The 20,843-nt window shown below is 65.5% G+C and carries 21 protein-coding genes; 16 read left to right on the forward strand and 5 right to left on the reverse strand.

The genetic code is table 11. The features are described from left to right. The first annotated feature begins 77 nt into the window (after nt 1-77). Together ABGN05_RS09055 and ABGN05_RS09065 are read left to right on the forward strand one after the other, a co-directional pair. Nucleotides 78-902 carry a chromate resistance protein ChrB domain-containing protein gene (locus ABGN05_RS09055; RefSeq protein ID WP_367953681.1) on the forward strand — a complete coding sequence of 275 codons (825 nt, stop codon included), beginning with the start codon at nt 78-80 and terminating at the stop codon, nt 900-902. A gap of 259 nt (nt 903-1,161) precedes the next feature. Beyond that, entirely contained in the window at nt 1,162-1,356 is a 195-nt protein-coding gene (locus tag ABGN05_RS09065) for a hypothetical protein (protein ID WP_367953682.1), read from the forward strand. Between the two features lie 110 nt (nt 1,357-1,466). Here the strand turns inward: ABGN05_RS09065 and ABGN05_RS09070 are convergent, their stop codons facing one another. Beyond that, on the reverse strand, nt 1,467-1,853 hold the full coding sequence (locus ABGN05_RS09070) for a DUF2267 domain-containing protein (protein ID WP_367953683.1): 387 nt from the start codon (nt 1,851-1,853) through the stop codon (nt 1,467-1,469). Between the two features lie 171 nt (nt 1,854-2,024). On the opposite strand from ABGN05_RS09070, the gene ABGN05_RS09075 reads away from it, so the two are divergent. From ABGN05_RS09075 to ABGN05_RS09085, 3 genes are read left to right on the forward strand one after another with little or no spacing between them, the layout of a single operon-like run. Then, on the forward strand, nt 2,025-2,939 hold the full coding sequence (locus ABGN05_RS09075; protein WP_367953684.1) for a DNA-binding protein: 915 nt from the start codon (nt 2,025-2,027) through the stop codon (nt 2,937-2,939). Beyond that, entirely contained in the window at nt 2,936-3,376 is a 441-nt protein-coding gene (locus tag ABGN05_RS09080; RefSeq protein WP_367953685.1) for a DUF3775 domain-containing protein, read from the forward strand. The genes ABGN05_RS09075 and ABGN05_RS09080 overlap by 4 nt, the downstream gene beginning before the upstream one ends. Before the next feature lie 26 nt (nt 3,377-3,402). Then, nucleotides 3,403-4,077: a phosphoribosyltransferase gene (locus tag ABGN05_RS09085; RefSeq protein WP_367953686.1), complete on the forward strand. Its 675-nt coding sequence runs from the start codon at nt 3,403-3,405 to the stop codon at nt 4,075-4,077. A 22-nt stretch (nt 4,078-4,099) separates the two neighbouring features. On the opposite strand, the gene ABGN05_RS09090 is transcribed toward ABGN05_RS09085, so the two are convergent. Next, on the reverse strand, nt 4,100-4,747 hold the full coding sequence (locus ABGN05_RS09090) for a BON domain-containing protein (RefSeq protein WP_367953687.1): 648 nt from the start codon (nt 4,745-4,747) through the stop codon (nt 4,100-4,102). A gap of 276 nt (nt 4,748-5,023) precedes the next feature. On the opposite strand from ABGN05_RS09090, the gene ABGN05_RS09095 reads away from it, so the two are divergent. The 4 genes from ABGN05_RS09095 (at nt 5,024) to ABGN05_RS09110 (ending at nt 8,566) form a co-directional block, all read left to right on the forward strand. Beyond that, a complete protein-coding gene (locus ABGN05_RS09095; RefSeq protein WP_367953688.1) occupies nt 5,024-5,329 on the forward strand; it encodes a hypothetical protein in 306 nt (101 codons plus the stop codon). A gap of 127 nt (nt 5,330-5,456) precedes the next feature. After that, nucleotides 5,457-5,732 carry a hypothetical protein gene (locus ABGN05_RS09100; RefSeq protein WP_367953689.1) on the forward strand — a complete coding sequence of 92 codons (276 nt, stop codon included), beginning with the start codon at nt 5,457-5,459 and terminating at the stop codon, nt 5,730-5,732. A 39-nt stretch (nt 5,733-5,771) separates the two neighbouring features. Next, a complete protein-coding gene (glgP, locus tag ABGN05_RS09105; protein WP_367953690.1) occupies nt 5,772-7,469 on the forward strand; it encodes an alpha-glucan family phosphorylase in 1,698 nt (565 codons plus the stop codon). Nucleotides 7,470-7,585: 116 nt separating this feature from the next. Continuing rightward, the gene (locus tag ABGN05_RS09110; protein ID WP_367953691.1) at nt 7,586-8,566 is read left to right on the forward strand and encodes a ribose-phosphate diphosphokinase; all 981 of its coding nucleotides are present in this window, start codon (nt 7,586-7,588) and stop codon (nt 8,564-8,566) included. Here ABGN05_RS09110 and ABGN05_RS09115 read toward each other — a convergent pair. Together ABGN05_RS09115 and ftsH are read right to left on the reverse strand one after the other, a co-directional pair. Further along, a complete protein-coding gene (locus ABGN05_RS09115) occupies nt 8,511-9,551 on the reverse strand; it encodes a hypothetical protein (RefSeq protein ID WP_367953692.1) in 1,041 nt (346 codons plus the stop codon). The genes ABGN05_RS09110 and ABGN05_RS09115 overlap by 56 nt on opposite strands. Before the next feature lie 80 nt (nt 9,552-9,631). Then, a complete protein-coding gene (gene ftsH, locus ABGN05_RS09120; protein ID WP_367953693.1) occupies nt 9,632-11,452 on the reverse strand; it encodes an ATP-dependent zinc metalloprotease FtsH in 1,821 nt (606 codons plus the stop codon). A 271-nt stretch (nt 11,453-11,723) separates the two neighbouring features. On the opposite strand from ftsH, the gene ABGN05_RS09125 reads away from it, so the two are divergent. Next, nucleotides 11,724-12,185, forward strand: a complete 462-nt coding sequence (locus ABGN05_RS09125; protein WP_367953694.1) for a BA14K family protein — start codon at nt 11,724-11,726, stop codon at nt 12,183-12,185. A gap of 74 nt (nt 12,186-12,259) precedes the next feature. On the opposite strand, the gene galE is transcribed toward ABGN05_RS09125, so the two are convergent. Next, nucleotides 12,260-13,261, reverse strand: a complete 1,002-nt coding sequence (galE, locus tag ABGN05_RS09130) for a UDP-glucose 4-epimerase GalE (protein ID WP_367953695.1) — start codon at nt 13,259-13,261, stop codon at nt 12,260-12,262. A 279-nt stretch (nt 13,262-13,540) separates the two neighbouring features. On the opposite strand from galE, the gene ABGN05_RS09135 reads away from it, so the two are divergent. From ABGN05_RS09135 to ABGN05_RS09160, 6 genes are all read left to right on the forward strand, one after another. Further along, nucleotides 13,541-14,356: a class I SAM-dependent methyltransferase gene (locus ABGN05_RS09135; RefSeq protein ID WP_367953696.1), complete on the forward strand. Its 816-nt coding sequence runs from the start codon at nt 13,541-13,543 to the stop codon at nt 14,354-14,356. After that, a complete protein-coding gene (locus tag ABGN05_RS09140) occupies nt 14,353-14,751 on the forward strand; it encodes a GtrA family protein (protein ID WP_367953697.1) in 399 nt (132 codons plus the stop codon). Before ABGN05_RS09135 ends, ABGN05_RS09140 begins: the two co-directional genes overlap by 4 nt. Before the next feature lie 29 nt (nt 14,752-14,780). After that, nucleotides 14,781-15,980, forward strand: a complete 1,200-nt coding sequence (locus ABGN05_RS09145) for a glycosyltransferase family 2 protein (RefSeq protein ID WP_367953698.1) — start codon at nt 14,781-14,783, stop codon at nt 15,978-15,980. A gap of 3 nt (nt 15,981-15,983) precedes the next feature. Next, complete coding sequence (locus tag ABGN05_RS09150; protein WP_367953699.1) at nt 15,984-16,673, forward strand: class I SAM-dependent methyltransferase; 690 nt, start codon at nt 15,984-15,986, stop codon at nt 16,671-16,673. Beyond that, a complete protein-coding gene (locus tag ABGN05_RS09155) occupies nt 16,664-18,634 on the forward strand; it encodes an ArnT family glycosyltransferase (RefSeq protein ID WP_367953700.1) in 1,971 nt (656 codons plus the stop codon). Before ABGN05_RS09150 ends, ABGN05_RS09155 begins: the two co-directional genes overlap by 10 nt. Before the next feature lie 186 nt (nt 18,635-18,820). Next, a complete protein-coding gene (locus ABGN05_RS09160; RefSeq protein ID WP_367953701.1) occupies nt 18,821-20,779 on the forward strand; it encodes an FAD-binding monooxygenase in 1,959 nt (652 codons plus the stop codon). Nucleotides 20,780-20,843: the final 64 nt, after the last annotated feature.

Here is a 20,843-nt window from a genome sequence, read left to right on the forward strand (position 1 = left end):
CGCATGGGGACTGCGGTCTCCCCACGAGGCTCCGGCCCAAGAATCGCGTCCATCAACCCGGCAACGGAGGACGCGCCATGCCATCTCCCACCACCATCTCCATCGACAAGCTTGCCCGACTGTTCGGGACTCCCGGTTGTCCGTCGCTGATCGACGTTCGGACCGACGAGGATTTCTCCGCCGATCCGCGACTGCTGCCTGGATCGATCCGAAGGCTGCACGCATCCGTCCCGGACTGGAGCGGTAAGCTGGAAGCTTCGTCCGCGATCGTCATCTGCCAGAAGGGCAGGAAGCTCAGCGAAGGCGTCGCCGCGTGGCTGCGTTGCGGCGGCATTGCAGCCGAGGCGCTGGAAGGCGGCTTCGAGGCCTGGGCGGCGGCAGGGCTTCCGACCGTTCCCGCCGCGCGCATCCCGACCCGCGACAGGGACGGCCGCTCGATCTGGGTGACGCGGGCGCGGCCGAAGATCGACCGCATCGCCTGTCCCTGGCTGATACGCCGCTTCGTCGATCCCGACGCGGTGTTTCTGTTCGTCGCCCCGCAGGAAGTGGAGGCGGTCGCCGAGCGCTTCGTCGCAACGCCCTTCGACGTCGAGAATGTGTTCTGGAGCCATCGCGGCGAGCTCTGCACCTTCGACGTGATGGTCGAGGAATTCGGCCTCGCGACCGAGCCGCTGCTGCGGCTGGCGCGGATCGTGCGGGCCGCCGACACGGCGCGGTTCGACCTCGAACCGGAAGCCGCGGGCCTGCTGGCCGCCTCGCTCGGCCTGTCGCGCCTGTTCGCGGACGATCTCGCACAGCTCGCAGCAGGGATGACCCTCTACGACGCGTTCTATCGATGGGCGCGCGACGCGACGGGCGAGGCGCACAACTGGCCATCGGCCAAGGCGGGAGGCAAGCCCTGAGACGCCGGCCGACGCGACGACGATCACTCCCGGCTCCGCGGCCCGCGAACACCGCATACCCTTCTCCGGGGCTGTTCAGGTCAGGGCGCGCGGCGGCGCGCTCTCCTTCGGCGGTCCGGCGGTCCAGATCGCCGTCATGCGCCGCATCCGGTGGGGGAAAAGCGCTGGATCGGCGAGAACCGCTCCCTGCACGCCCCTCTCCCTGACCCACATCCGCTAGAAGGTCGCCGCGCGGGCCGGGCAGCCCTGTCCGAAGGGGGTGGCGACGCTGTGGCCGCACCAAACGACGATCCTCCGCGCCATCCCCGAAGGCAACCATGATCTCCATCTTGCGCTGTCTGCCGACAGGCCGATCGACATCGACAGGACGGACCTGGGCGACGAGCGCCTGGCCGACATGCATTTTGCCGTTGCCGATGCATTCAAGAGGGCACGCCGCCGCCCGCAGGACTAGGCGCGCAGGCTGCAGGGCCAGGTCAAGCGCCACTCCTTGCCGAGATCCCCAGCGACGGGCGAATAGCCGAGGGTGTCCGGGTAGCCTGTCCACCCGGGCGCTCGCGAGCATCAACCCCGCCGCGCCACGTCCGGCCAGAGCGCCCGCAAGGGAACCGGGAGGGAATCGATGACCTTCGCCGTCGCGCCGGGATCGATCTCCTGCCACAGCAGGTCGAACACCGCCTTCGCCGTGCCGACGGCATCGCGCGGAAACTGCGGCGGGAGTTCTTTGGCGATCACTTGCGCGAAGTCGTCGATCTGCCTTTCGCCCGAGGGACCTTCGCCGATGTGCCAGCCTTCGTAGTAGATCCCTCGTATGATGGTCGGCAACTGGGCGCCGAAATGCACTGCCTGTTCGGCTGTCATGCGATCCCTGAGCGCATGGAGCACGGCGCGCAACGCGCTGTAGGCCTGATGCCGATCGTGGAAATGGTGGTCCGCCATCAGTTTCTTCAACCAGGCATTGGTCTGCTGGAAGCCGAGGGTCGCTCATGACTGGTTCCTCCTGATTGCGATTGCCACAATATGCCGGCGCCGCCCTCGCGAATTGATGCCGGTCAAGGAGCGCGGTGGCCCCAGCGTTAAAATCTCTCAAATGCAGCGTCGCCGCCCGCAGAGATCGACAGAATGGATGCGCAATTCGTAGTCCGGCCAGAACGGACGGATCGCAAGGACGACACCTCGAAGCCGGGCTCGCCGCTTGGCGAGAACATCGCGGTTGCCGCGAAGCTGAACGATTTTGCCGAGCTGCTGGACCAGCAGGGCGCCGATGGCTTCCGCGCCCGGGCGTACCGGGGCGCTGCCGAAACGGTGGCAGGGCTGAAAGACCCGGTCTCCGGAATTCTCGCCAGGGAAGGCCGCGCCGGACTGGTGTCCCTGCCCGGCATCGGGGAAGGGATCGCCGGCGCGATCGCGGAGATGGTGGCCACGGGGCGCTGGTCGCAGCTCGACCGGCTGAGGGGTGATCTCGTTCCCGAGGCGCTGTTCCGGACATTGCCGGGCATCGGTCCGGAACTCGCCCATCGTCTTGCCGAGGACGCACAGCTGGAGACCCTCGAGGAGCTCGAGGCGGCCTTACACCTGGGCGACCTGAAAATCGAGGGACTTGGTCCGCGCCGTCGCGCCATGCTGGCCGCGAGCCTGGCGGAACGCCTTGGCCGGCCTATTTTATTGCGCGTTTCGCCGAACGCGAGCCCCCCTCCGGTTGCGATGCTCCTGGAAGTCGACCGGATGTATCGCGACAGGGCCGCGAAGGGAGAACTGCGCACCATCGCGCCGAAACGGTTCAATCCGGCCGGCGAAGCCTGGCTGCCGATCCTGCACGCCCGCCATGGGGAATGGCATTTCACGGCGCTATATTCGAACACGCTCCGCGCTCACCAGCTCGGCAAGACCCGCGACTGGGTCGTGATCCATTTCCATGCCGACCGACAGCCGGATGGGCGATGCACCGTCGTCACCGAGACCAGGGGACCCTTCGCCGGCCGCCGCGTCGTCCGGGGCCGCGAGGACGAAACGCCCATCGAGGAGCAATCGCCATGACCATCCTGTCGAGGCAGACCACGCAGGAGGAGAGCGAACTCGGCATCCCGCTCTCGAAGGTCTGCTACATCATCATCAAGGCGCGCGAGTTCGATGCCAAGGATGTCCAGACGGACCCGGATCCGGGTTCCAATCCGTCGGACGATCGCGACATCTCCGTCCTCGAGGAGCATGAGGACGATCCGGCCGAGGAGGAACTGCGCAGCCTCATCGACGCTCTCTCCGTCGACGAGCAGGTGGATCTCGTCGCCCTCGCCTGGCTCGGCCGCGAGGAGTATCCCGACGACTGGACCGAGGTCCGTGCGATAGCGGCAGAAGAGCACAACGAACGCACGGCCGCGTATCTGTGCGGAAATCCGCTGCTTGCCGATCACCTTGCCGACGGGCTCTCGGCTCTCGATCTGAACTGCGGCGATTTCGAAGCCGCCCATCTGTGATGGCGAGCTGCCCGGGAGGAGGCGCCATGTTCCAGGACCGAACGGATGCGGGCCGGCAGCTTGCCGACGCGCTGGCACGATATGACGGCGAGGATGTCGCCGTCCTGGCGCTGCCGCGCGGCGGGGTGCCCGTCGCGGTGGAGATCGCAGCGCGCCTGAACGCGCCGCTCGACCTCCTTCTCGTGCGCAAGATCGGCGTGCCCTCGCAGCCGGAACTCGCCATGGGGGCGATCATGGACGGGCCGGAGCCGACGATCGTCCGCAACGAACTGATCATCCGCCAGGCGTGGGTCTCCGGTGCCGAGTTCCAGACCGTGTGCAACCGGGAACTGGGCGAACTCGAGCGCCGCCGCCGGGCCTACCTGGCGGATCGCGAACCGGTCGAGATCGGCGGCCGGACCGTCATCCTCGTCGACGACGGGATCGCGACCGGCGCCACCATGCGGGCGGCCGTCGCCGGGTCGCGCAAACGCGGGGCGAAGAGGATCGTGGTCGCCGTCCCGGTCGCTCCGTCGAATACGGTCGAGCGGCTGAGGCGGGAGGCGGACGAGGTCGTCTGCCTCGAAGAGCCGGCACCGTTTCACGCCATCGGATTTCACTATCTGGATTTCCGCCAACTCGCCGACGGGGACGTCACGAAGGCCATCCGCCAATTCGATGCGGATCGCAGCGAAGACCGCAGGCCGATCCCCACGGACTGAACGCCTGCGTGGAGAGGGAATTTCAGTCGAGCAGGATCCGATCCTCGACCGTGTGAATGCCGGGACTGGCCCAGGCCACCCGTTCCGCGGCGTGGCGCTCCGGCCAATCATACACGCGGCCGGCGAGCACGACCTTTCCATCCTGAACGGCGACACGGATACCGTGCGCCTCGACATTGGCGTCGCGCCGCAGGGCCGCCTCGATCCGGTGCTTCACGTCAGACTGACATGGGCGCCGGACTGTGGCGATGCGGTCGACCACATCGATCACTCCGACCAGGTTGCAGACACATTCGACGACCGCTTCCTTCCTGTAGTGCCATGCGACCGCTCCCGTCAGCGTGACGCAGCCGTCCCGGACCGAAACGTCGATATCGTCGCCGTCGAGCAGCCCGCTCCAGCGAAGCGCCTTTGTGGCGCGATCCAGGATGACTTCGTCCGCCACCTTTTCCGATTGCCGCGGCACCACCCTGATCGACTGGCGTATTCCACGGATCCCCCGAAGCCTGGCAACCGCCTCCTCCGCGACTCTCTTCTCGCGGCAACTGCAGACCGTGCCGGTAAGCGTCACGATGCCCTTCCTGGCGTGCACGTCGAGGTTCGAAGCATCGATACTGGGTTCGAATGCGAGTTCGTCGAGAACGTTCTGGCGCAGTCGGGCGTCCAACATAGTCTCCTCCCGTAGCAACCCCCGTTGCATCCTCGACTGGCACAACCCTGCGGCCTGCTCGTTGATGCACATCAATGGCATCGGCGATTCTCGCGCCGGCAGGGAGGATTTCCACGACGGAATCCCCCGGCGGCGGATGGTTGGATTCGACAAGGCTCGTCGACCGCCGCGCGCCCGTCTTGCGCCGCAGCCACGCCGCTTGGCGGCATCGTAACTTGACAGCATCCGACCCGAGGAGGATGGTTCCCATGGGGGTGCGCCGAATGGTTTTTTGCGATGACCACCCAAACAACCCACATGCTCTCGTGCGAATGCGGCCATGAAGGCTTCCTGGACGCGGAGGAGGATGGCAGCCGCGCGATCGGGTTGTGGATCCACTATTCTTTGCGCGGCTTTTCCGGCGGCAGCCTTACCTTGATCAATCACAGCAGCGCCTCGAAAGATGTGCTGGAACAGATGGCACCCCGATGCCCGGCCTGCGGCAGGGTGGGAAAGGTCATGTGCAGTGCGGACGGCTGCGAGCCACGATCCGCATGCGAGCGAGGCGAGCATGAATCCGATGCGCAGCGGACGCACGGTTGATCAGGATCAAAGTCAGGCGCAGGAATTGCGAGAATGCTTATCATTCGATGAACATCGATCGCGCAGCGTTCGGCGCGTGCCGGAACGAACATCTGGCCGGTTACGATATCGCAGGGAGGCGAAGACGATGACTGAGCATCCTGATACTCACGATACGAAGGTGCGGGGGCGGAAACTGACCATCCCCTTCGTCTGCCGCAACGGCTCCCAGGTGTCGGTGACCATCAATCCCGCACTGGGCGCCCGTTCGCATGCTGAGGCGATTGCCGACGCGAAGGAGGCGGTGAAGCAACTCGCCGCTTCTTTCGCCTATGATGATGGCCGGGCGGGCGCTACTTTTGCCGACAGAGCAAAGGACACGGGAGATGATGCGGTGTTCCGGTCCTGGGCCTTCGGACAGTAGCGGAACCGAGACGGCGCCGCTTGCGGCCGCGCGCGCCGGATGACTTCGCTCGACTCCTTTGTCGGGAAAACGCGGATAGCCTATTTCTCGATGGAAATCGCCATCATTCCGGAGATGCACACCTACTCCGGAGGATTGGGCGTGCTGGCAGGTGATACGGCGCGATCCTGCGCGGACTTGAACCTTCCGATGGTATTTCTGACCCTTCTCAGTCGGGAAGGCTATCTGCGCCAGGAGATTGGCATCGATGGCGGCCAGATAGAACATCCGGATCCATGGAAGCCGGAATTGTGGGCCGAACCGCTGGGAGCGATGATCTCGGTGCGCATCGAGGAACGCGACGTCTGGATCAAGCCTTGGCTGAGGCTCCTGCGATCGCCGAACGGCAATGAAGTCCCCGTCCTGCTTCTGGATACCCGCCTCGATGAAAATTTACCGGAGGACCGGGATATCACCGATCGTCTCTACGGGGCGGGCGAGGAATACCGGCTGAAGCAGGAGATCGTTCTGGGCGTGGGAGGTGCCCGCATCCTTGACGCGCTGGGATTCGGGATCGAGACCTTTCACCTGAACGAAGGCCATGCCGCCCTGCTGGCGGCGGAGCTCCTGCGCAGACACCCGCATCGCAACGGGCATGGAAGTACGGCGGCGGTCACTTTCGACGTCGGCCGAATCCGTGATCGGTGTGTCTTCACCACGCATACCCCGGTCGAGGCGGGCCACGACAAATTCTCCTATGAACTGGTGCAGCGTCTGCTTGGGAACGACTTCCTGCCGATCGATGCGTTCCGGGCCGTCGGCGGCACCGACCGCCTGAACATGACGTGCCTCGCGCTGCATCTGTCCGGCTTCGTTAACGGCGTCGCCAGAAGCCACGGCGACACGGCCCGCCGTATGTTTCCGGCCTTCGACGTGCGCGACATCACCAACGGCGTGCACGCTGCCTCATGGGTACACCCTGCCCTCGGCAAGATCTTCGACGTGGTCGCGCCAGGCTGGGGCCACGAACCGGAACTGCTAATCAACGCGGACCGTCTCAACGACGTGGACGTCTGGTCAGCGCATGAGACGGCGAAGGCCGAACTCATCGCGCTGGTCGCCGAAAGAGCCGGGAGGAGGCTCGACCCGGCACTTCCGATCCTTGGCTTTGCGCGGCGGATGACCGGCTACAAGCGCCCTGACCTCATCTTTACGAATCTGGAGCGTTTGCGCGCGATCGCCCGCCGGCAGCCTTTTCAGCTCGTCATGGCGGGCAAGGCGCATCCCCAGGACGAAGGCGGAAAGCAGCTGATCGTCGCCATTCACCGCCACATGCGGGAACTCGAACATGACATTACGGTGGCGTTCGTTCCGAACTACGACCTCTCGGTTGCCAGGACGCTGGTCGCGGGTGCCGATGTGTGGCTGAACACGCCGATGCCCCCGATGGAGGCATCCGGCACCAGCGGCATGAAGGCCGCGCTCAACGGAGTGCTCAACCTCAGCGTTCTCGACGGCTGGTGGAGCGAGGGCTGCATCGAAGGCGAGACCGGATGGGCCGTCGGTGAGCCGGGGGCGGGGCCGGATAGCCACGCCGCAAGCCTCTTCGACAAGCTCGAGGAGACGGTGCTTCCGCTTTTTCGCGAGGATCGGGCACGCTGGACGTGGATGATGAAGGAGGCGATCAGCAAGCTCGGCAGCCGCTTCAACAGCCAGCGAATGATGCGACGATACGCGTCGGAGGCTTATCTGCGCTGATGACGGCCGCCGGAAATGGTGCGCGCCCTGTATCTCTGTCCACCGGCTCCCGGCGAGGCAAGCTGCGGTTTATCGCACGTGCCGGAGGGTGCAAAAACGAAACCAGGAGACGAAGCATGCGCCTGTTTGCTCTCAAGGGAACCGAGGCGTTGGGCGCCAGCATCGCGGCCGCGCTCGGTCACCCGCCGGACGCGCACGAGGAACGCGATTTCGAGGATGGGGAGCACAAGGCTCGCCCGCTCGTCAGCGTGCGCGGTCAGGCCGTCTACGTCGTCCACGCCCTGGACGGCATGGCCGGAGCCTCGGCGAACGACAAGCTGGTGAAGCTCCTCTTCTTCATCGCCGCCTGCCGCGAGAACGGCGCCTCCTCCGTCACCGCAATCGTCCCCTATCTCGCCTACGCTCGCAAGGACCGTCAGACCAAGAGCCGGGATCCGGTCACCACGCGCTACGTGGCCCAGCTGTTCGAGGCGGTGGGAACGGACTGCCTGATCACGCTGGAGGTCCACAATTTCGCGGCTTTCCAGAACGCTTTCCGATGCCGGACGCTGCATCTCGAGAGCCGGCAACTTTTCGTGCCGGTCATTCGCAGGCGCGCGGATGGTCTTCCCGTCACCGTCTTTTCGCCCGACGGCGGGGGCGTGAAAAGGGCCCAGCTCCTGAAGGAGGCGCTGGAGAGCGAAATCGGGACCGAGGTCGGTTTCGGCTTCATGGAAAAACGGCGCAGCCGCGGCGTCGTCTCCGGCGACCTGTTCGCCGGAGACGTCGAGGACCGGGTCGTCTTCATCGTCGACGACATGATCAGCACCGGCGGCACGATCCTGAGGGCGGCAAGTGCCTGCCGCGAACGGGGCGCGAAACGGGTGTTCGCGCTGGCCGCGCACGGTCTGTTCCGCGCCGGGATCGAGCCTTTCGTGGATAGCCCCGACCTTGAGGGTGTCGTGGTGACCGATACGGTCGCCGCGGCGGGACAGCAGGCCGGCCGCTTCCCGGGAAATATGCTGGAGGTCGTCTCCTGCGGCCCGATGATCGCAGAGACGATCAGGCGCCTGGAGACGGGCGAGCCGCTGTCGGGCCTTCTCGGGATGGAAGATTGAGGCAGTCGCGCTGCGCGGCCGCGATGTAGCGCAACGCCAGCGGCTTCCATTTCAGAGGATGCCGCACCGGCGTCTCCAGCAGGTGCGCCATGCAGAGCCGCGCGCGCAGCAAGGCGCGGAAGGCGCCGTGGAACGCAAGCAGTTGCGGGCCGGGGCGCCCGCCATGCCGCTTTTCCAGGATGTCGAGGAGCATCGGCCGGACCCACGCGGCGCCGAGCACGTCGCATTCGAGGCCGAGATAGCCGACCTCGTCATAGGGGTCGATGAGCCGCATCGCGCGGTTGAACTCCAGGCAATCGATGATCTGGACAGGTTCGACGAGACAGACATGCTCGGGCCTCAGATCGCCGTGACCTTCGACGATCAGGCCCCGCCGGATGCGGTCTTCAATCGTCGGAGACAGGAGTTCGAGGGCCGAACCGACCGCCTCCAAGGCCGCGGCTGCTTCATCGAGGCCCAGGTCGCGCCGCGACAGGATAGTCCGGTTGAGGACGTGCTCCCGCCGGAGATGTTCGAGGTAGAGGCGGCCGTCGTCCGGTTCCGGCCTGCGGGCGCGGTAGAAGCGAGCCAGCGTCTCGCCGATCCGCGCGACATCGTCTTCCCCAAACCGGCCGTGCCGGATCTTCTCGTCCAGCATTTCGGCTTCCGGCAGCCGCTCCATGACGACCAGCCAGTCGACGGCCTTCCCTTCTCCGCCGATGGAGAGGGAGCCCGCGGAGCCTTGGCACAAGGGGATGACGGCCCGGTAGGTCTCCGCCGCCAGCCTGCGGTTGAGGCGCAGTTCCTCCTCGCAGAAGAACTTGCGCTTCGCCGGTGTGCCGAAGTCGAGGAAGGGGTAGCGCACGGGTTTCTTGAGCTTGTAGACGGAGCGCTCGCCGATGAAGACCCAGGACATATGCGTCTCGTGCGCGCGCACCACGCCTTCCGTGCCGGAGTAGGCGGCGGGGTCGCTCAGGAAGCGGACTTTCTCCGCAAGGCTCGCCATTCGCGCTTTCTCGGTGGTGGGTTTTCGCGGGTGCCGGTAACCCGGTCCTTGCATCTTGCGGCGCTCCGGAGCGCTCGTCTTCAGGCGGCGGGAACGACAGTGCGGGAGCCCTTCAGCTGCGGAAAATCTTCCGCCGTCAGCGTCTCGCGCTCGAGGAGCAGCTCCGCACCCGAATGAAGATCGGCTTGCCGCCCTGCGAGCAGGTCCTTCGCCGCGTTGAAGGCGTCTTCGATCAACCGTCGGACGGCCAGGTCGATCTCGCGTGCGGTCTCTTCCGAATAGTCCCTCGCGCGCGCCGCTCCCGGAACCTCCCCGAGCCATTGCTGGCGCTGCTCCTCGAGCACGGCCTGACCGACCTTCTCGTCCATGCCGAAGCGGGTCACGTACTGGCGTGCGATATCGGTCACCTTCGCCAGGTCGTCGGCGGCGCCGGTAGAGACCTCGCCGAAGACGAGCTGCTCGGCCGCCCGGCCGCCCATGAGCACCACCATGCGGTCCTTCAGTTCGCCGACCGTGATCAGGAAGCGGTCTTCGGTTGGGCGTTGCATCGTGTAGCCTAGGGCTCCGATGGAGCGCGGGATGATAGAAACTTTGTGCACAGGGTCGGCACCCGGGGTCGCGGCCGCGACGAGGGCATGGCCCATCTCGTGATAGGCGACGCGCTTGCGCTCGTCCGGCTTGAGGAGTCGGCTCTTGCGTTCGGCACCCGCCACGATCCGCTCGACCGCTCGCGTGAAGTCGTCCATGCCGACGCTTTCCGCACCGCGCCTGGTGGCGAGAATCGCAGCCTCGTTGACGAGATTGGCGAGATCGGCGCCGGTGAAGCCGGGCGTGATGGCGGCTATCTCGGCGATTGAGACGCCAGGGTCCACCTGGATGGCGCGGACATGCACCTTCAGGATGGCCGTCCGCCCCGGGCGGTCCGGCCGGTCGAGCACGACCTGGCGGTCGAATCGCCCGGCCCGCAGCAGGGCGGGGTCGAGGATCTCGGGACGGTTGGTCGCCGCCAGCAGGACGATGCCGACACGCGGGTCGAAGCCGTCCAGTTCCGACAGGAGCTGGTTCAGCGTCTGCTCCTTCTCATCCGCCCCGCCATATCCGGCGAAGGCGCTGCGGGCGCGGCCCAGCGCGTCCAGTTCGTCGATGAAGATGATGCAGGGCGCCGCCTGGCGGGCCTGCTGGAACAGGTCGCGCACCCTTGCGGCGCCCACGCCGACGAACATCTCGACGAATTCCGAGCCGGAGATCGAGAAGAACGGCACGCCTGCTTCGCCGGCGACGGCGCGCGCCATCAGCGTCTTGCCGGTGCCGGGCGGGCCGACCAGCAGGATCCCCTTCGGGATCCGTGCGCCGAGCCGGCCGTAGCGTTCCTTGTCCTTGAGAAACGAGACGATCTCCTGGAGTTCGAGCTTTGCCTCGTCCACGCCGGCAACGTCGTCGAAGGTCACGCCTGTCTTGCGCTCCATGTAGACCTTCGCCTTGGATTTGCCGATGTTGATCAGACCGCCCATGCCCTGCCGGTCGGCGAAACCCCGGAACAGGAACATCCACAGTCCGAAAAAGATCAGGGCGGGCACGATCCAGGACAGGATCGCGGTCAGCCAGTTGCTGTCGCTGGCGCCGGTGACCCTGATGCCCTTTTCGGCGAAGGCTTCGGCGAGGGCGGGGTCGACGCGATAGGTGACGAAGCGGCTCTTGCCGTCCCGTGGCGACGTGAATTCCCCGCTGATGGTGGATTCGGTCACCGTGGCCGCGGCGATCTGGCCACCATCCACCATCTGCATCAGTTCGCTGTAGGGGACGACCGCGACGTCGCGATAGGCAAGCCATGCCTGGAAGATCAGTATGAGGACGAACGCCCCGATCAGATAGCCGATGTTCAGTCCGTGTTTGCGATCCATGCCTGCTCCGCGCTGCTACAGCACCGCCGCGAACATGATGATGGCGCCGACGTTCCATGGTGCGGGGCGGCTTCTTCTGTGTGGAACGAGCACGAGAGCCTCCTTTGCGAGGTCACGCATTCCTAGGGCGAGCCGCTTTGGTCGACATTGATCAGCGTCAATGGGCGGAAATTCGCACCGATGGCGTCGCGGCGCGGTCGAAGTTGACCCAGCGCAAGGAAGGGGGAGCGCGCGAGGGCCAATATGCACCTCATTCAAAAAGGAGGAACCAATGAAACGTTTCGTCTCCGCGCTTTGCGCGACCGCCATGATGCTCGCCGTGGCTGCTCCGGCCAACGCAGGTGTATTTCGGGCAGCTTCCCTTCCCGTAGGTTCCGACATCGTTCGGGTCCAGGGCATGGACTACTCGGGCGGAGGCTACAACCCGGACGATCATCGCCGATACGGCGACCGCGTCATTCGTCGCGGCGACTACCGCTACTGGCGCGGCTATCGCGGCAGCCGCCACCACCGTCCCGGCTACCAGCGCCACGGAGACTGGTGGTTTCCGGCCGGGGCCTTCATCGCCGGTGCGATCATCGGCGGCGCCATCATCCGGCAGCCGGGCGTACAGTACCGCTTGAGCAGCGCGCATGTGCGATGGTGCCACAGCCGGTACAAGTCCTACCGGGAATGGGACAATACGTTCCAGCCCTACCATGGTCCACGCCGGGCGTGCGTTTCGCCTTACTGAGCCGTCGACCGCGACGGTTCTGCCGCGCCGGCGCCCATGGGGGTGAAAACGCTGCGAGTGGCGACGCCGCGCGGTCAAGCCCGCGTCGGCGCGCCCACCTTGTCGCCCAGCCGCCCCCGGTGCCATTCGAGCGCCGAGCCAATGATCTCCTCCAGCCCGTATCGCGGGTTCCAATTCAGCACGTCCCTGGCCATGGAATTGTCGGCGACGAGAGCGGCCGCGTCTCCGTCCCTCCGCGCCCTGACCGCCACGGGAAATTCCCGCCCGCTCAGCCGCCTGACGGTCTCCACGAGTTGCCGGACCGTGGTGCCCCGGCCGGTTCCGAGGTTCAGGGCGAGGCTCGATCCGCCCTCGATCAGATGGCGGACCGCCCGGCTGTGGGCATCGGCCAGATCCATGACGTGGACGAAATCGCGCACACACGTGCCGTCCGGGGTATCGTAATCCTCGCCGTTGATGGAGAACCCGTCGCGCAGGCCGAACGCGGCCTCGATCGCGATGGGTACCGCATGGGTCTCAGGCTCGTGCCACTCGCCGATGCGGCCTTCGGGATCGGCGCCAGCGGCGTTGAAGTAGCGCAGCACGACGGATTTCATGTTCAGGTAGCGGCCGGCGTCCTTCAGCATCTCCTCGATCATGAGCTTGCTGCGGCCATAGGGATTGACCGGAACCTGCCGGTGCTCCTCCGACATCGGCACCGATTGCGGCTCGCCGTATGTCGCGCAGGTGGACGAGAAGACGAGCTTGTCGATGCCCGCCCTTTGTGCGGCACCGAGCAGAGAGATCGTGCCGGCGACGTTGTTCTCGTAGAAGCCGATCGGGTCGCGGGTCGATTCCCCGACCTCGATCGAAGCGGCGAAATGAACGATGACGTCCGGGGAATACCGGGCCAGCACCGAGGCCAGCCGGCCCGTGTCGCGGATGTCCCCTTCCTCGAAGGGACCCCATTTCACGAATTCCCGATGCCCGTTGCTCAAGTTGTCGTAAACGACCGGCTGGAAGCCTTTGTCATGCAGGTCCAGGCACGTGTGCGAGCCGATATAGCCCGCGCCCCCGACCACCAGTATGTTCTTCACGCGTGCGCCTCCCCGGCATTCGGCTGGATCCGTCCGATATTCCGGCGCCACCGCCCGGATATCCCTGGATCATGCCTCGCACTTCGACCCGGACGCGGAATACAGCTTGGGTGCATGCCTTGCAATCGGGCTCGGAACGGGCGCCGACGCCAGCATCTCCCGCGAGCGTCGGCAATCCTGTCGCCGTTTCCAACGACAAGTCCCCGAGCGTCGCGCCCGGAGTTCCTTGACAAGATGTGCGCCATATTGCTTACAGGGGCCCGAATTGGCGGAGATTCCATGAAGGATATCGTCGAAAACCGGTCGCATATCGGCCTCGGCACGAAGTTGCGCCTGGCGAGGCTAGCGGTCCAGGAAAACGGACTGCTGTGGACTCTGCAGATGGGGACCTACTATCTCGCCAGCGGTTTGGCGGAATCGGTCTATTCCGCCGCGGCGTCGCGCCGCACCGCCAAGAACCTTCCCGGCGTCAACAGCGCGCGGATGAACAAGCTGATCTGGGACAGCTGGGACTGGAACGCCAAGGGCGAAGAGTGGTCGATCTCGCCCGAGTGGAAGGATTCGGTGATCAGGACGCTGCTCCGGCCGAACGTTCCCGAACAGGGCGACGTCGTCGAGATCGGGCCGGGCGGCGGCCGCTGGACCGAGGAACTGATCGCCCGCTGCCGCAAGGTGACGGCGATCGACATTTCCGAGACCTGCGTCCGGGAGTGCCGGGAGCGCTTCAAGGGCGCGGCGAACGCCGAGTTCATCGTCGGCAGCGGTTCTGACCTCGCGCCGCTGGCGGCCGAATCGGTCGACGCGGTCTGGTCGTTCGACGTGTTCGTCCACATCAACAAGCCAGAGTTCAGGAACTACGCCAGGGAGTTCGCGCGGGTGCTGCGCCCCGGCGGCAAGGGCGTCCTCCAGCATGGCGCGGTGGGCGGCGAGAAGGGCGGATGGCGAAGCGACGTCACGACCTCCGACGTCGCCCGCTTCCTGACGGAGGCGGGTCTGGAGGTCGAAAGCCAGATTACCGACTGGCACGACGGCGGAATGGAGTTCAAATCTGGGCTCTACGGCGACGTCGTCACGACCTTCCGCAAGCCGAAATGACCGTTCTGCGGTCAGTCTGGGACGGGCATCCGGGCCTCCGCTTCCTGGTCGTGGGCGGTTCATGCGCGGTCCTCTATTTCGCGCTCTGCCTGACCCTGATCGAGGTCGGCAACCTTGGTCCGGCGCCGGCCAGCGCGATCACCTACTTCATTTGCTTCTGGATCAGCTACGGCGCACAGCGCGAGATTGCCTTCCGGTCCACGAGCAGCCATTCGGTGACGCTCGTGCGCTATGCGATCTGGCATCTCTTCGGCGCCACCGCGGTATCGCTCGGGACAGCCTATGCCAGCGAAGCATCCGATCTCTCGCCGGCCTTCGCGGCGGTCGTATCCACGGTTCTGTGCGGGATCGCCAGCTTCTTCATTTCGTCCCGCTGGGTCTTCCGGCAGGGCTAGGGACATGCGACGAACGGTCGGGGGATCACATGTCTGTTGTTGCTGATGCCGATATGCAGCCGAGCGCCGGTTCGCGGGCGGAGGCCATCGAACTGACGGTGCTGATGCCTTGCCTGAACGAGGCCGAGACGCTCGCAACATGCATCGACAAGGCGATGGCCTATCTGTCCAGGGCGAACATTGTCGGCGAGGTCCTCATCGCCGACAACGGAAGCACGGACGGCTCCATCGAGATCGCCGAGGCGCACGGCGCAAGGGTCGTCCACGTGCCGGTGCGCGGCTACGGCGCAGCGCTCAGACACGGGATCGAGAACGCCCGCGGCAAATTCGTCATCATGGGCGATTCAGACGACAGCTACGATTTCAGCCGTCTTGACCCGTTCGTCGAAAAGCTGCGCGAAGGCTATGACTTCGTCATCGGCAACCGGTTCAAGGGCGGTATCGCGACCGGCGCTATGCCGTTCCTGCACCGCTATCTCGGCAACCCGGTCCTCTCCTTCCTCGGCAGGCTCTTCTTCCGGTCCGACATCGGCGATTTCCATTGCGGGCTGCGCGGGTTCCGTCGGGAATCCATCAACGCGCTCGGCCTGAAGGCGCCCGGCATGGAATTCGCCAGCGAGATGGTGGTCCGCGCCTCCCTGGGCAAGCTCCGCATCGCCGAGGTGCCGACCACGCTTTCTCCCGACGGCAGGTCCCGGCCTCCGCATCTGCGCACCTGGACGGACGGCTGGCGGCATCTGCGCTACCTCTTGCTCAACAGCCCGAAATGGCTGTTCGTCTATCCGGGAGCGGCCATCCTCGCCTTCGGAGCGATCCTGACCGTCATTCTCCTCCAGGGACCGGTCCAGGTTCTCCCTGGCGTGGTCCTCGATACGCACAGCCTGATCGTCGGATGCATGGCCATGCTCGTGGGAGCGTCATGCCTCTCCTTCGGCGTCATCGCGCGATCCTATTCCGCGACGCGCGGCTTTCTGCCGGTCAACACCCGTCTCGCCCGGGTAAAGGCCTACGCCACGCTGGAGCGTACGCTCCTGTGCGCAGGCGCCCTTGCGCTCGCCGGCCTGAGCGGACTGGGCTATGCCGTCTGGCAATGGGCGGCTGCGGATTTCGGGGCGCTCGAGTACAACGGCATGGTGCGCATGTTGACCGTCTCCTGCACCCTGATCGCCCTTGGCCTGCAACTGGCGTTCGCGGCTTTCCTCGGTGCCCTGATCGACATCGAGACGTAGGGGATGGCGTCCGGCAAGCCGAACAGCCAGTACAACGTCGCGAAGCCCGACAGCCTCGCCATCCGCCTGGCGCATCGCCAGCGCGAGGTGATGTTCGAGCGCTGGCTCCGGACCTGCTCGGTCGGACCGCAGGACACGATCCTCGACGTCGGCGTCACCTCCGACACCACCTACAGTTCCTCCAACTACCTCGAGGCGTGGTATCCGCAGAAATCGAAGATCGTCGCCTGCGGCATCGACGACGCCTCGTTCCTTGAGGACATGTATCCCGGAATGACGTTCGTGAAGGCGAACGGGCTCGACCTTCCGTTCGAGGACGGATCCTTCGACGTGGTTCATTCCTCGGCCGTGCTGGAACATGTCGGCTCGTACGAGAACCAGATGCGGTTCGTCCGCGAATGCGCGCGCGTCTGCCGCCGGACCTTCTTCCTCACGACGCCCAATCGCTGGTTCCCCGTCGAGTTCCACACCTCGCTGCCGCTCGTCCACTGGCTGCCCAAGAGCATGTTCCGCGGCCTCCTGCGGCGAACGTCGCTCGGCTTCTTTGCGGACGAAGCCAACCTCAACCTCATGACCGGCCGGGAACTCGCCGGCATAGGCAAGTCGCTCGAGGGATGGTCGACGACCGTCGAGACGGTCTCGCTCGGCGGCCTCACCAGCAACATCGTGCTGGTCGGGACGAGATGCACCTGAGCGCTCGGGAAGCCATCGGGACGAAGCAGGCGATCGGGCTGCTCGTCTGCCTGTTGGCAGCCGTCGTCAACGTCGTCATCGCGACACACACGCCCATGACGCTGCTTGCGGACGCATTCGGCGACGACGCGACGTTCATCCGCGCGGCGAACACCCTGCTGTCCGGAAATTATCTCGGAGACTACAATTCCGCGACGCTGACAAAAGGCCCCGGCTATTCCATCTTCCTGGCGCTCGGCCACCTCACGGGCCTGGCTGCAAGCCTGACGATTGCGCTGTTTTTCCTCACGGCGCTCGCAGCCTTCAGCTACATGGTCGCGAGGACGTACGGGGCATTCCTCGCGGGAGCCCTGGTCTTCGTCCTTGGCGCGTTGCATCCCGTCTTGCCGATGGAACGCTTCGTGCGGGATTCGATCTATCCGGCGCAAGTGCTGCTGATGCTGGCCGCGTTCATGGCCGCGTTCTACGTCTTCCGGTACCGTCCCTTCCGCTTCGGCATTCTCGCGGGTCTCGCGCTGGGCTGGTTCTGGCTGACGCGCGAGGAGGGGCCGTGGGTGATCCCGGGTCTCGGCCTGCTCGCCTTCGGCGGGTTCGCGGTCGCCTGGCGCGACGGGCGCGGATTTCGACAGCCGGCCTACGCATCGCTGGCGATCGCCGGTGGCCTCCTGTTCTGCAATCTGGCCTATATCACCGCGAACTGGGCCGCCTACGGCTCCTTCGTCGGCAACGAGTTCAAGGAGAAGAACTTCAGCCGGGCCCTCTCCTTGCTTCAATCGGTGCGGGACGGAGACCAGATTCCCTACGTGCCGATATCGAAATCCACGCGCCGCGTCGTGTACGGTGTCAGCCCGACCTTCGCCTTGCTCGAGAAGGGCCTCGATCCGACGAATCGTCCGATCGCCGATCATGGCTGCCAGTTTTACAAGCAGACATGCGGAGACTACGCCGGCGGTTGGTTCATCTGGCACTTTCGCTCCGCGGCGGCGGACGTGGGAGCCTTCGAGTCCCCGGAAACCGCGAGCGTCTTCTTCGGAAAGATGGCCGACGAGATCGAGGCGGCATGCCGGGCGGACAGGCTGACATGCGAACCCGGCTTCCTGTCGCTGATGCCGCAGGTTCATCCAGAACAGGTTCGCATGCTCCCGACGAAGTTCCTTCACGCGTCGGGTTTCTTGATGGATCCCGCGCGCCTCATCCACGACCGGCCGTCAAGCGGCTCGCTCGATCTTCGGAACTTCGCGCTCGACGTCTTGAATTATCCGCGAATCCGATCGACCGCGGGCCCGGGCAGGACGTTGATCCTGCGGTTCTGGTGGACGCCCAAGGCCGAAGCGTGGCCCGCGTTCACCGTCATGGATGCCGCGGGATTTCCGGCCATCCAGACGCTCGAATACCAGGCCGCGGGAGGCAGACCGGCATCCGGTCCGGTCGGGCTCACGATTACGACGCGATGCGACGTGAAGTGCACCCTGCTAGTAGAACCGGGGCCGGGCCGGGAACGTCTGACGATTCCCCTCGCGGATGCGTTCGACGAGCCGAAAACGTACGCCACCGCCTATGGTCGGCTGCTGCTGAGCGTCAACGACACGCTTCCCGATGGACAAGAATCGACGATCGTCCCAAGGATACGCGGCATGATCGCCGCGGCATACGTGCCGCTTCTCTGGGTCCTCGTGCCGCTGGGAGTGGCTACGATGGCCGTCGCGGCACCGATGTCGCTCTTCAGGCGGGCACATCTCGAATGCGCGGTGCTGGCGGCGAGCCTCTGGGGCCTGGTGATCTGCCGGCTCGCGCTCATCGCGCTGATCGAGATCTCGGCCTTTCCCGCCATGAACAAGTACTATCTCGGGCCAGCCATCATACTCGTCATTCCCGCTGCGCTTTGTTCGATCTTCGCACTCTTCGTGATCCTGCGCTCACATGAGCGGTTTCCGCTGCGGAGGTATCTGGTCCGCGCCTGACACCCCCGTAGGGCGGTCCGGAAGGGCAGCGAATGTCGCGGCAATCATCTGCAGAAGGTCCCTTCGCGTCCTACCGTCGCTTCGTTCTCGATGGCCACGCGCCGACATTTGTCGTTGACGTCTGTCCGCTCGATGCGCATATAGTAAGTCTACTTATCAATTGAGCGGCGTGACGAGAGGCTGGCGATGCAGTTCCACCTGAATGGTTTCCGTCCGGGCGATCCGGAAGTATCCGATGCCGCGCCCGGTGGCGAAGACCCGGGCGCCGGCCTGCCGGAGGTGGTGGACGTGCTGATCGTCGGAAGCGGGCCGGCGGGCCTGACGCTCGCGGCGCAGCTTGCCGCTTTTCCCGAGATCACCACCCGCATCGTCGAGCGCAAGCCTGGGCCCATGGAGAAGGGGCAGGCCGACGGCATCTCGTGCCGGTCCATGGAAATGTTCAACGCCTTCGGATTCGCCGAAAAGGTGCTGAAGCAGGGCTACTGGGTGAACGAGACGACATTCTGGAAGCCGGACCCCCGCCGGCCGGACCGCATCACCCGGAACGGACGCATCCAGGACGTCGAGGACGGGCTATCCGAGATGCCGCACATCATCCTGAACCAGGCGCGTGTGCACGATATGTATCTCGAAATCATGCGCAACGCGCCGTCGCGGCTGGTGCCGGACTATGCGCTGCAGCTATTGGATCTGACGGTCGATCCCGCCGGCGGGGACCATCCGGTCACGGTCACCCTTGAGCGGCTCGATCCCGAGCGGCAGGGTGAGACGGTGACCCTGCGCGCGCGCTATGTCGTTGGCTGCGACGGCGCCCGCAGCGCGGTGCGCAACGCCATCGGGCGCGAGCTTCTCGGCGATTCGGCCAATCAGGCCTGGGGAGTCATGGACGTCCTTGCGGTGACCGACTTTCCCGACATACGCTGCAAGACGCTGATCCAGTCGGCCAGCGAAGGAAACATCATCATCATCCCCCGCGAGGGCGGCTATCTCGTGCGCCTCTACATCGAACTCGACAAGCTGGCGGCTGGTGAGCGGGTCGCCAACAGGAACATCACGCTGGACACGCTGATCGCGGCCGCCAGGCGAATCTTCCGGCCGTGGTCGATCGACGTGAAGGAGGTGGCGTGGTGGTCGGTCTACGAGATCGGCCAGCGCCTGACCGACAGGTTCGACGACGTCCCGCCGAACGAGGCCGCCACCCGCCAGCCGCGCGTCTTCATTGCCGGTGATGCCTGCCACACGCACAGTCCCAAGGCGGGCCAGGGAATGAACGTCTCCATGGGTGACGCCTTCAATCTCGGCTGGAAGCTCGTTTCCGTCCTGAAGGGCCGCTGTCGGCCAGAGATCCTGCACAGCTATTCCGCGGAACGGCACGCGGTGGCGAAGGATCTGATCGAATTCGACCGGGAGTGGTCGCGCATCATGAGCGAGCGGCCCGAGGAGACCGCGACCGATACCGCGGAGGAGCCCAAGTTCCAGCGCTACTTCATACAGCACGGCCGCTACACGGCGGGAATGTCCGTCAGATACACGCCGTCGGTACTGACCGGCGCGGCGACATTTCAGTCGCTCGCCGTGGGGTTCGAGATCGGCACCCGCTTCCACTCCGTCCCGGTGATACGGCTGGCGGACGCCAGGCCGATGGAACTGGGCCACACGGTGGCGGCCGACGCGCGCTGGCGCGTGTTCGCCTTCTGCCCCGACGAAAACCCGGCGGAGGATGGCTCGATGATCCAGCGCCTCTGCCGGTTTCTCGCCGAGGACCCCGGCTCTCCGGTGCAAAAGTACACTCCGCCGGGAGCCGACGTCGATTCCGTCATCGACGTACGGGCAGTGTTTCAGCAGGGCCACCGGGACCTGGCGCTCGAGCGCCTGCCGGATGTCCTCAAGCCGCGCAAGGGCCGGCTCGGCCTCGTCGACTACGAAAAGGTGTTCTGCCCAGATCTCAAGGGCGGGCGCGACATCTTCGACCTTCGCGGGATCGACCGGCGCCGGGGCTGCCTCGTGATCGTCCGGTCCGATCAGTATGTCGCGCACGTCCTGCCGCTCGACGCCCACGACGAACTCGCGCGGTTTTTCGACGGCTTTATGCTGCCGGCTTTCGCCGGACGCGAAGCGCGTTCGATCCCGGCAATGGCGGAGTGAGGGCTCGCCATTTCCAGACCGCCCAACGTCACGCCGGCAAGAGGCGGAAAACGCAGGGAAGGTT

It is taken from the genome of Aquibium pacificum, from assembly GCF_040839445.1.
Taxonomy (GTDB): domain Bacteria; phylum Pseudomonadota; class Alphaproteobacteria; order Rhizobiales; family Rhizobiaceae; genus Aquibium; species Aquibium pacificus.